The sequence below is a fragment of the Acinetobacter stercoris genome (assembly GCF_900323515.1).
Lineage (GTDB): Bacteria > Pseudomonadota > Gammaproteobacteria > Pseudomonadales > Moraxellaceae > Acinetobacter > Acinetobacter stercoris.
In genome coordinates, this window is record NZ_OOGT01000106.1 from 1 (window position 1) to 13,003 (window position 13,003).

The 13,003-nt window shown below is 39.8% G+C and carries 2 protein-coding genes; one reads left to right on the forward strand and one right to left on the reverse strand.

The annotated features are described in order from the left end of the window. Positions 1 to 13: 13 nt before the first annotated feature. The gene (locus KPC_RS11660) at positions 14 to 12,169 is read left to right on the forward strand and encodes an Ig-like domain-containing protein (RefSeq protein WP_407641988.1); all 12,156 of its coding nucleotides are present in this window, start codon (positions 14 to 16) and stop codon (positions 12,167 to 12,169) included. Positions 12,170 to 12,280: 111 nt separating this feature from the next. Here the strand turns inward: KPC_RS11660 and KPC_RS11665 are convergent, their stop codons facing one another. Continuing rightward, on the reverse strand, positions 12,281 to 12,832 hold the full coding sequence (locus tag KPC_RS11665) for a cytochrome b (RefSeq protein ID WP_121974550.1): 552 nt from the start codon (positions 12,830 to 12,832) through the stop codon (positions 12,281 to 12,283). Between the last annotated feature and the right edge of the window lie 171 nt (positions 12,833 to 13,003).

Genomic DNA, 13,003 nt, shown 5'->3' on the forward strand with positions numbered 1-13,003 from the left:
ATCTATAAAAGATATACTAAAAATTGAAAGAGTGAACAACGCTTTAATCATCCATTTTAAAGATGGTGAAGTATTAAGAATAGAAAATTATTATGATGACCAAAATACTTTAGATAATAGCCTTGTACTTAAAGAAGACGGTGGTCAATTAATTTGGATCCAGAAACTTGAAAATATCGGTGTTATTGATAATGAAATACACTATCAGGTTTTAGATAATGTTGAACCACTTTTATATAATGAAGATGGCTCACAATATGCAGCAGCTTTACCCTGGTTAACAGGTGGCGTACTGGTTGCAGCAATTGCTTATCATGATAAGGATCATTCACAGCCAAATAAGACTCAATTTCCTGAGTTAGAACAAGTTAAAACATATATTGATAATTTTGGAAGCAAAAAAGGGGAATTTGGTGTTGTTCTACCTACTGATGATACAACACCTGATTTTAAAATTGGTTCTATACCAGATAATTTAACTCCAGTTTTATATGTAGATGGAAAGGAGGTTGAGTCCGAATATGATCGTACTACAGGTCTTTTAACACCAAAAGAATCATTGTCTGAGGGTAAGCATACAATTGAGTATTCCCTTATTGATGGATCTGGAAGTGAAAGCCCAAAGAGTCCAGAAGTAACTATTACAATTGATACAACTTCTCCAGATAAACCAGATTCAATAACTAATTATGTTGATGATGTTGGGAGTATTAAAGAGAAGTTTTCTTTTGAAACTGTAACAGATGATACAACTCCATCATTTGTAATAGGTACTATCCCTGATGATGAGACGATTACTTTATACGTTGATGGAAAGCCTGTTGAATCAACATATGATAAAGATAAAGGAACTTTAACTCCGAAAGTGCCACTATCAGAAGGTGATCATGAAATAAGTTATTCGCTTACTGATGAGGTGGGTAATGAAAGTGAGTTAAGTGAACCAGTTGTTATTACAGTTGATACTACTGCTCCAGGTGAAGTCGTTATTACAGATGTTCTGGACAACGAAATCAACCTGACAGGACCACTCAATTCAGGTGACTACACCAACGATAGCAAACCGACACTGAGTGGTAGTGGTGCAGAACCGAATGCCTTAATTACCTTAAAAGATGAAACAGGTAAAGTGATTGGTACAGCGACAGCAGACAGTCAGGGCAACTGGAGCGTTGAACCGAGTGATGCCAACAAACTGAGCGATGGTCCACATACCCTGAATGTCACCCAGACAGACAAGGCAGGCAATGAAAGTCCAGCCGACAGCTTTGATGTGATTGTGGATACCATACTACCAAATCAAAGTACCAGTATCACCGAAATCTGGGATGATGTCGCGCCTGAAAAAGATGTGGTGATTAGCAACAATGACTACAGCAACGATACCAGTCCGACCCTGAAAGGTACGATCAGTGGACAACTACAATCGAACGAATTCATTGCGATCTACCGCGATGGCGAACTGATTGCGAAACTGAACGCGACAGACCTGGCGGGTAATACCGACTGGAGCTATACCGATAAGGATCTGGAAAATGGCAAGAGTTACCAGTACCTGGCACGTGTTGAAGACCAGGCAGGCAATGAGGGTGGCGACTCGAACAAATACACCATCAATATTGATACCGATCCGCCGAAACAAACGGTAGAGATTGAGACCGTGACAGACAATGTTGGTGCGAGTACAGGCAACTTTCACTCGGGCGAGGAAATTGATGACTCGGAACCGACCCTGAATGGTAGCGTGAGCAGTCCACTTGCAGCCAACGAAGTGATTGCGATCTACCGCGATGGCGTTCGGATTGGAGAAATTAAACTGGCAACAGGAGTTGTCAGCTGGAGCTACACGGATAGAGGCTTAAGCGATAAAACAACCTACAAATACACGGCACGGGTAGAAGATGCATCAGGTCAACAAGGACCGGAGTCTGGCATATTCAGCCTGACCTTAAATACTGGCGGATCACCAAATATAGCGCTCATTGACAGCATCATGGATGACGTTGCGCCACAGATTGGCGACATTACCCAGTTTGCGAATGACGGCTACACCAATGATACCTCACCTCTACTGCAGGGACATGTAGTGATCAACGACAGCCAGGCTGTCGGGGAGAAAGTTGCGATCTATCGTGATGGTGTGAAAATAACAGAAGTTGAGATCGACCCTGTTACCCACAAATGGAGCTACCAAGAAAAAGATCTCCAAGACGGAAAAGAGTACCGCTACAAGGTTGTGGTGGTGAGTGCTGCCGGAGTTGAAGGTGCGAAATCAGTTGAATCAGTTATACACATTGATACGACCCAACCACCACAGGTTGTGCACATTGAGACGGTTTATGATAACAAACTACCGGTGGTGGACGATGTGGACAACGGTGGCACCACCAACGACAGTACTCCGGAACTAATAGGTACCCTGAGTCAGGTCTTGGGTGCAGGAGAAGAGCTGGTCATCTACCGCAATGGTGTCGAGCTAAAACTAAATTCAGACAGCTTGATTATCAATGGAACGAAGTGGAGTTATACCGATTCAAGTCTGGAAGACAGGAAGAGCTACACCTATACAGCGTTTGTACGGGACAAGGCGGGGAATGAATCAGCAGTCAGTAATGCCTATACGATCAAGACTCAGTTTGAAGTTGGAGACAATCCAGTCCAGATCATCCGGATCATCGATGATGTTGAGCCGAAGACGACCAACAAGATAGATAATGGGGGTTCGACCAATGATAAAACGCCGACTTTGGAAGGCTCATTAGACAAAGCCCTATCGACAGGTGAAGTCTTGGTGATTTGCCGTAATGGTGATGAAATTAATACTGTGACCGTTGCGAATGGCAGTACCAGCTGGCGCTATGAAGACAGTCTGTCGGTCGATGACAGCTACATCTATACCGCTTATGTACGTGATGCAGCGGGGAACAAAACCACGACTTCGTCAGAATACAAGATCGTACTGGATACAGTGCCGCCACCAGCGATGGCAGAGATCGTTAGCTATCTTGATGATGTAGCACCACAGCAAGGTACATACCTCAGTGGTACGATCACCAATGACAGCAGTCCGACCCTGAACATCAGTGTGACAGGCAGCCTTGCAGAAGGAGATGTGGTTGCAGTATATCGAGATGGTGTGAAAGTTGGCAACGCAAGTTTAGTAGATGGCATTTATAAGTTTACAGATAAAGCTTTAGTCAATGAGAAAGCCTATACCTATACCGTACGTATAGAAGATGCGGCAGGTAATCAAGGTCAAGAAAGTGATAAATTTATATTGACGTTTGATTTGACACCACCACCTCAACCTGTTGATCCAATAAAAACTTATGTAGATGATATTGGTGATAAAACAGGTTCATTTACGATAACGGAAATTACTGATGATACAAAACCAGCTTTTGTTATTGATGATGTAGTCGGTGTTGGTGAAACACCATACCTATATATAGATGATAAAAAAGTTGATGCTATTTATGACGCTGCTTCAGGGACATTAACTCCTGTTGAGGGATTAGCTGATGGTAATCATAAAGTTGCTTATTCGATCGCAGACGAAGCTGGTAACGAAAGTGTTCAATCGCCAGAGTCTATAATTACTATTTTATCTGATGATAGCCCACCACCACCGAAACCAACTCAATATGTTGATGATGTTGATCCAATACAAGGAATATTTGGTACTGGTACGTCAACCAATGACACAACACCAGGCGTTATTATCGGTACTGTTCCAGCAGGTAATACGCCAGCATTGTATGTTGATGGGGCGAAAGTCGAAGCGAATTATGATCCAATTGCTGGAACTTTAACGCCTAAAAACCCATTGCTAGAAGGTGAGCATAACATTACCTATACGTTGACTAATCCAGCTGGTAATGAGAGTCCGAAGAGTGATCCGATCAAGGTAATTGTGGATACAACACCGCCAGATCAACCAGTTGCAACGAAATATCTGGATAATGTTGATCCTATCCAAGGTGAGTTTGGAACGGGTACATTAACCAATGATGCAACACCAGGTATTATTATCGGTACTGTCCCAGCAGGTGAAACACCAACGTTGTATGTGGATGGAGTTAAAGTTGAGGCTGATTATGATCCAGTTGCTAAAACCTTAACACCGAAAACTTCTCTTCCTGATGGTGAGCATAATCTTAGTTACACGTTGACTGATCAGGCGGGTAACGAAAGTCTGAAGAGTGACCCTATCAAGGTAATTGTAGATGCATCACCTATAGACCAACCAACGACGCCAACTCAATATGTTGATAATGTTGATCCAGTACAAGGAACATTTGGTACAGGGACATCAACCAATGATGCAATGCCAAGCGTTATTATTGGGGCTGTTCCAGTAGGGAATACGCCATCATTGTATGTGGATGGTAACTCCGTTGAGTCTGTCTATGACCCAGTAACGAGTACCTTGACGCCTAAAGTGCCTTTGGGAGAGGGTGAGCATAATCTTAGTTATACGTTGACTAATCCGACTGGAACTGAGAGTCCGAAGAGTGATCCGATCAAGATAATCGTAGATATTACAGCACCAGATCAACCGACTACACCAACACAATATTTGGATAATGTTGATCCAAATCAGGGAGTATTTGCTACAGGAACACAAACTAATGATGCAACACCAAGTGTTGTGATTGGAGTAGTTCCGGAAGGAGAGACACCAAAACTATATGTTGATGGTCAGCCAGTTGAGTCTGTTTACGATGCTGTTGAAGGAACACTTACACCAAAAGAGCCACTTGCTGACGGTGAACATAATTTAAGTTATACCTTGACTGATCCAGCTGGTAATGAAAGTGTTCAGAGTGACCCAATCAAAGTCATTATTGATACAGTTCCACCAGATCAACCAAATGCTCCAACTCAGTATATTGATGACAAAGATCCTCAGACAGGAACATTTGATACGGATACACCAACAAATGACCCAACACCGAGCATCATTATTGACCCATTAAAAGATGGTGAAACAGCGATACTTTATGTTGATGATAAGCCAGTTGAGTCTATTTATGATGCAGAGAAAGGTACATTGACGCCAATCGATCCATTGGATGAGGGTAGTCACGATATTACATATAGTGTAGTAGATGTTGCAGGCAATGAAAGTTTACAGAGTGATCCAGATCATCCTTTAACCATTGTGATTGATACTATAGTACCAGATGTACTTACGATCACATCATTTACTGATAATTGGGGAAACAATCAGGGTACATATTCAGATTTTGTCAACACCTATACAAATGACCGTACGCCAACATTAAATGGAACCAGTGCAGAACCTGGCGCTCTTATTACTTTAAAAGACGAAACTAATAAGGTATTAGGTACGGCTATTGCCGATATAAATGGTCAATGGTCTATTACTCCAACAGATGACAATACACTGGATAGGGGAGAATATCAAAAAACATTATATGTTACTGAAACAGATAAAGCTGGAAATGTGAGTGCTGAAACAAAATGTGTTTTGAATATTGACACTTTTGCGTACGCGGGAACACAGACTTTGACTACGATTACAGATATTTTAGGTAACGTAATAAAACCAAACTCAATTATCGATCCAACAACTTTGTTAGTAATTTCGGGAACCATTGAAATACCTTTAGCTGCCAATGAAAAGGTATTACTCATGCCCGATAAATTCGATTCTTCGTATGGTGTAGAAGTTACGATGCTCACAGCTACAACATGGACAGTTACGATAGACCCTATGAATTTCCGTATGCAGCAAAGTGACTCAGATATGGGATTTATCAATTTTATGGCTCGTGTTGTAGATGCAGCAGGTAATGATTCAGGTGATACACGTGCATATCCGATCAAGTTTGATTTAACTCAAACTTCAGATGAAATGATAACGCCTAGAGCTCTTCTACTTGATTCAGAATTAACTACAACAAATGTAGATAATAATGTGGATAACAAAGAATTAATTTCGAATGTGATTCCTCAAATTTTTAATTTTACAAGAACACTTCAAATGGGGGTTATGATGGCTGATAATTTGGCTGCAATTACAGGAATTAGAGATGATAAAGAACCTCTAATCACGACTGTTTTAAATAATGGTTATACTGATGATACTGCACCTTTGTTAGAAGGTAGTTTGACTAGCAGTTTATCTACAGGAGAAACAGTAGGCGTATATCGAGATGGTGTCAAAATTGGTACGGCAGAAGTAAGCGGAACCACATGGAGTTATCAAGATAGTGGTTTACTAAATGGTAACCAATATAAATACACAGTAGCAGTTGAAAACTCAATAGGAGTGAAGGGGACTGAATCGGACATTTATTTAATAAATGTTGATAATGGAGTTTCAGATGCGAATGTTATTTCTCAAGATGAAAGTGTAAATATTTTTGCTCGTGATGCTGGGTTATCCCAAGTAATTACAATCACAGAAATATATGACAATAAGGGGCCTGGAATTGGCGTAATTGCAGAGGGTAATGTTACAAATGATGACTTACCTGAAATTAGAGGTAGTTTAAGTCAACCGTTGGCTACTGGTGAAGCGGTTTATATCTTGCGTAATGGTGTTGAAGTCGGAGAGGCAACAGTTACTGGTACAGAGTGGACATTTGAGGACGGAGGACTAGGAAGTAGACAAGCCTATACTTACACAGCCATTATCAAAGATATTGATGGGAATATTATTAGTACAAGTAATATTTATGTGATTCAAACCAACTTTGATGATCCAGATGATTTTATAAGTATCAATTATGTTAATGATAATGTGTCTCCAATCACTGGATTGGTTGATCATAATGGATATACCAATGACACCACCCCTACGGTAGAAGGTGTTCTAAAATTATCAGTAAGTTATGACAAGTTGGTCGTGTATCGTGATGGTCTAGAGGTTGGTGAAGCTACTGTTCAGGGGGATACATGGAAATTTGCTGATGACTTGAGTTTAAGCTCACAAGGAGAGCACAAATATCAAGTTAAAGCCTTTGATGGTACGACTGAAGTTTCGACTTCAAATGAGTTCATTATAAACTTTGATACTGTTGCTCCATCGGCGACGGTAACCATCACAAGCTATCATGATGATATCTCTCCATTGACGGGTGATTTTTTAAGTAATTCATCGACAAACGATACTTCTCCAACTTTAAATCTTAAAGTTAACGGGGTTATTGGTTCTAACGAATCGGTATATGTGTATAGAGATGGGCAATATATTGGTAAAGCGACCTTGGTCAGCGGTTCAGATTATCAATTTATTGATAATAGTTTAGAAGATGGACAGACTTATACCTATACCACTCGTGTTGTGGATGCGGCAGGTAATGCAGGTGTACTGAGCAGTGAGTTTAATATTACTGTTGATTTAACACCGCCAGCACAACCTGTGGCACCAATGGAATATATTGATGACATTGGTTCAATTCAGGGAACATTTGGAACAGACACAGTCACTGATGATACGAAACCGGCATTAAAAATCGGTATCACTGATGAAACCCCAACTTTATATGTAGATGGGGTGAAAGTTGCAGCAACGTATGATCCAGTTGAGGGTACTTTGACTCCAGTTACTGCTTTGACAGATGGAAGTCATGATCTAAGTTATACCCTGACGGATGCAGCAGGTAATGAAAGTATTGAAAGTGAGGCTGTTACAGTTATTGTTGATACAGTTCCACCAGTACAACCAGTATCTCCATCAGAATATATAGATAACGTTGATCCATTAGCAGGAACATTTGTCACAGATACAACGACGAATGACACGACACCGAGTTTGATTATAGGTGCTGTAGCAGTAGATGAAACACCAACTTTATATGTAGATGGACAGGCTATTGACTCAGTCTATGATGCAGTAAACGGTACACTGACTCCTGTTTCTGCTTTGGGAGATGGAAGTCATGATCTGAGCTATACCTTGACGGATATTGCTGGCAATGAAAGTCTTCCAAGCGGTTCAATTGCAATCATCATTGATACCATAGCACCAACTGCAAATGCAAACATCAAGAATTATATAGATGACACTGGTTTGATTACCGGGGAGTTCTTGAAAGATACCATAACTGATGATACCTCACCGACGTTGAACATTAATATTAATGCAGCCCTTGGAGTAGGTGAAACCGTCCAAATCTTTAGGGATGGTATATATGTTGGTACAGCAGTAGAAGTTGCCAACAAAAAATACCAATTCACGGATAACACCAGTGGATTGATTGATGGAAAAACTTATAAATACTCGGCTTGTGTGATTGATACGGCAGGTAATCAGGGCAAGATGAGTGGTAACTTTAAAATTACCATTGATTTAACTCCACCAGATCAGCCAAATGCACCAACAGCGTATATTGATAATGTCGACCCAGCTCAAGGTACTTTCGCATCTAACACCGTAACTAATGACACTACACCAAGCATTATTATTGATCCGTTAGGTGCTGATGAGATCAGTGCAAGTCTGTATATCAACGGAGTTAAAGTAAACGCGATTTATGATATAGCTACAAATACTTTAACACCAGTCGATGCGCTTCCTGATGGTTCTTATAGTGCGACCTATACTGTAATTGACTCAACAGGAATTGAAAGTCAGCAAAGTGCGCCGATTTTATTCACGGTTGATACTATTGCACCAGATAAGCCAGCTGCACCAACTCATTACTATGATAATACTGGGCTTGTGCAGGGGGAATTTACCGTTGATACTATTACTGATGATACAACACCAGGTATCATCATCGGTCAATTACCTACAGGTACATCTTCAATGCTATTTGTCAATGGTAAACCTGTAGATGCGATCTATGATCCAAGTACAGGTTATTTGACACCAATTGAACCATTAACTGATGGCGAGCATGAATTTAGCTACATATTGCTAGATCAGGCTAAAAACCAAAGTGCGCAAAGTGATCCTGTTGTGATTACGATTAGTACCAAGCCAGACGTATCAGATGTGACGACAACGTTTAACTTATCTGTTGATACAGCTGATGGTGTGAATGCAGCAGGTTATACATCAACGATTACTGCTAGCAATAATGACTTTATTACCCGTGATAATACTCCTGAAATTTCAGGTGTCTTAAACAGGGAATTAAAAGCGAGTGAAATGTTACAAGTCTCTGAAGATGGCGGTGTAACATGGTCTGATGTGACTGTTCTTGATGGCGTAAAATGGAAATATATTTCTGATGCTTATTCTACCGATACGATTTTAAACTATGCATTTAGAGTTCGTGATCAGTTTGGTAGCTTTTCAGATATATTGACCGGTCAAGATCGTCGAGTTGTTGTTGATTTAACTGCACCAGATGCACTGGTTATGCAGCCTGCTCTTAGTGCTAAATCAGATCTAAATTCAACATTTACATTTACGAGTGACCAGTACGGAAAAATAGAGCCAGGTACAAAAATTGCCATTGTTCAAGATGTAAATGACAATGATATGTGGCAAGAAGGCCTGGATAAAATCATTGCCTATGCAGTGGCGGATGATCAAGGACAATGGACGATTTCTACCAAATTACCTGCAGGAGATATTTCTGTTGGATTTATGCTTTGGGACCAGGCTGGTAATGCATCAGCATTAAGTCCAACCACAACCACGATGGTAACTGCTTCTCCGAATAATGCTGAAGTGATTACAACCAACTGGGGTGGAACAACAGATGGTGATGGTTATGGTGTAAATGCTGCTGCTGTAACGATTAATGAAGATGGCAGTTATTCATTCTGGCAAAGTGTCAGGGGAACCACTAAAACAAATATGGCTTATGCAGGTCGTGTGTATTCAATTTCTGAGGATATTTACTCAGCAAGTTCAAGCTATCTAGCAGAGCCTTCAGCAAGCTATCGTAAAGGTTTTGGTGGGTTTGTCGCTTCAGCAGTATTTGCTGATATCAACCGTGATGGTTATATGGATGTAATGTCACAAGTTAGTGATGATAATGACAGTGATACTACGCCATATTGGATCAATAACGGTGATGGAACGTATACTGGTAAATTATTTAATCAGGGTACAACGACTCATATTGGTGGTGTGATTGCTTATGACAGGACAGGTGATTTCTACATAGACTTTGTAGCAGCAGATTCATGCTCAGATTCGTTGGTATTTATTAAAAATAATGGTGGTACGCTTGTATTAGAAACAACGAAAGAGGCATATAGCTACTCTGAAGCGGTCTATAGCTATGTTTATAAAAAAGTTGGTTGTTATTATAAATATGTACAAGTGGTTACATATGAAACTCGAACTGGATATAAGGATGTTAATGGTATTGCATCTAGTGCGATGACTATCACGAATGGATTGGGTACAGGCAGTGTGACTGGTAAAGCGATGCCAAAAGATCTATCGCTTTTACATGATATTGCAGCAGTTGATTTAGACAATAATGGTACTGTTGATCTAGTTGCACACGTAGACTATAACGGTGGATCATCTTCTGCGGGTGATAGTTCTAGAGGTATGGGAGTGCTCTACAACTCGGGCACTGCTGCTGGCTTTACCTATATCAATAAGGCGAACATCTTTACCAATGATGGTGGTACAGACTACGGTAATCTTCCTCAAACCATACTTTTTGCAGACTTTAACGGCGATGGCTGGTTGGATATGTATCTTAACCGTGGTTCTAAAGGTGGTGTAAACTCTGATGAAAGTCGTATTTATTTAAATGATGGTAAAGGACAGCTCAATGCCACGGATACCCAGGCTTTATGGTTTGGTGATAAGTTAGCAGGTGGTACAGCATTTGCAATCGACTGGAATCTTGATGGTAAAGCAGATATCGTTGAAGTCCCTACTCAGGTTGCTGGTTCAATCCAGTCAGGATTTGCACCGACACTTTATTTAAATCACGGCAATAATGTCTGGGGTAGTGATGCAATTGCCTTAACAGGTACGAAGTATTCGGATATTACAGGAGCGATGGCGGTTGACTATGACTGGGATGGTGCTGTTGATTTAGTATTATCTCGTGCAGGAGCAGATGCCTCTGTAGTTGCATCCACTAACAGTGCACCTACAGTTATTGTTCGCAATACAAATGTTGCTGCTGATGGTACGAGTTTGCATTTCAAGATTGTCGATAGTAAAGGAGTCAACAGTTTTTACGGTAACACTGTTAAGCTCTATGATTCAAAAGGTGAACTTGTTGCAACGCAGGTCATTAATCCTCAATCCGCTGGTTCTACTGATAGCACGGCTCTAGTTCATTTCTATAGATTAGATCCAAATGAGACTTATTCCCTACAAATGCTTCGTATTGCTGGAGGAATAAATGACAATGTTGGAGGATTGAGCAACTTAGGTGGCTATACAAATGTTCAAGTCAACTCTGACTGGACAGGACTAGTTGCTGGTAAGGCATATGAAGCTCACGTTTTAACAACAGAAACGAATACAGCAGTGAATAACAGCAATATCACTCAGGGAGTAGTGGGGACAGGTTATAATGATCATTTTTATGCGACCTTAGGTAATGATAAGTACAACGGCGCTGGTGGCTGGAAGACCAGTATTGATGGTACTAAAACATGGGTTGCAGATGGTGGGCAGGATGTACTTGATTACAGTAGCTTAAATGGACAAGTTGATATTAATGTTGTAACTGGCGTGGCAACAAAAGTGATCAATGGTGTATCTTATACTGATACTTTTGAAAATATAGAACAATTTGTCGCTGCTAAAGGTAATACGACATTCACTGGAGATACTTTTGATAATACATTTGTAGGTGGTACAGGAAATGATGTATTCAATATAGCGTCTGGTGGTAGTGATACAATTGTTTTAAATTTATTAGATGACACAAATGTAACTGGCGGTAATGGTTCTGATGTTATCAATGGTTTTCATATTGGAAAAGTTGGTACGGACAGTCATGCCGACATTATCAATATACATGATTTATTAGATAACTATGCTGGTACAGCGAGTTTGTATAAAGATACAGATAGTTTGAAACTGGATATAGCATCTTCTGATTTGAATAAATATTTACAGGTCACTAATGATGGCACTAATACCTATGTTAAAGTGGATTTAAATGGTACAGGTCATGATTATGCAACCGTATTAACGTTGCATGATGTGAAGACTGATCTATTAACATTATTAGCAAATAACCAGCTTGTGATTTAGTCTAATCGGGATTATATAAATTTAATCAGGCATCTACTTCAATGGAAGTAGATGCCTTTTTATTTTGCAATGGGGACTATTGAGCTCCAGTTTTTGGTACAAGATTTCCCATTACTTTTGACGTGTCATACTTTTTAGAACATTGTCTTTATCAATAAAGTGATGTTTAAGTGCCATGAGAATGTGACCGATAACTAAAAATCCAGCAAACCAGGAGATATAGATATGTAATGGTTTAACGATACTTAAAATCTGTGGATTTTCACCTATGAGTCGAGGGATATTAAACAAGTATAGAACTGGTGCAGGATGACCAGCACTCCAGCTAAATAAACATCCAGTGATTGGTAAGGCAAGTAAAATCAGGTACAAAGCTAAATGTCCTAAATGTGCCATTACTTTCATTGAAGGTGACATTGAATCTGGTAATTCAGGTACTGGGTGTGTATAGCGCCAAAAAATACGTATCACCACTAGAAAAATAATGGTTGTCGCAATATTTTTATGTAATGTAATTACGTCACCTTTAAAGCTACCATCAGTTTCATAACTTAAAAAATTCCCGCTATAGAAGCCGATGAGCCAAGCAACAATAAATATTATTGCCATAAGCCAATGAATGATCTGGGCTGTTTTTGTGTAGTATTGAGCATTATTTTTCATAAATACTAAAATTGGTTAAAAATTTACGCCATACTAAACAATATTTTTTTTAAGCTGTAGTCTACTAATTGCAACGTTATAGCTATATTTTTGCAACGATGGTAATCAATCAATTTTTCGTATTTATTTTAAACAATTAACTTACTTTTACAGATTTACACTAAATAGGAT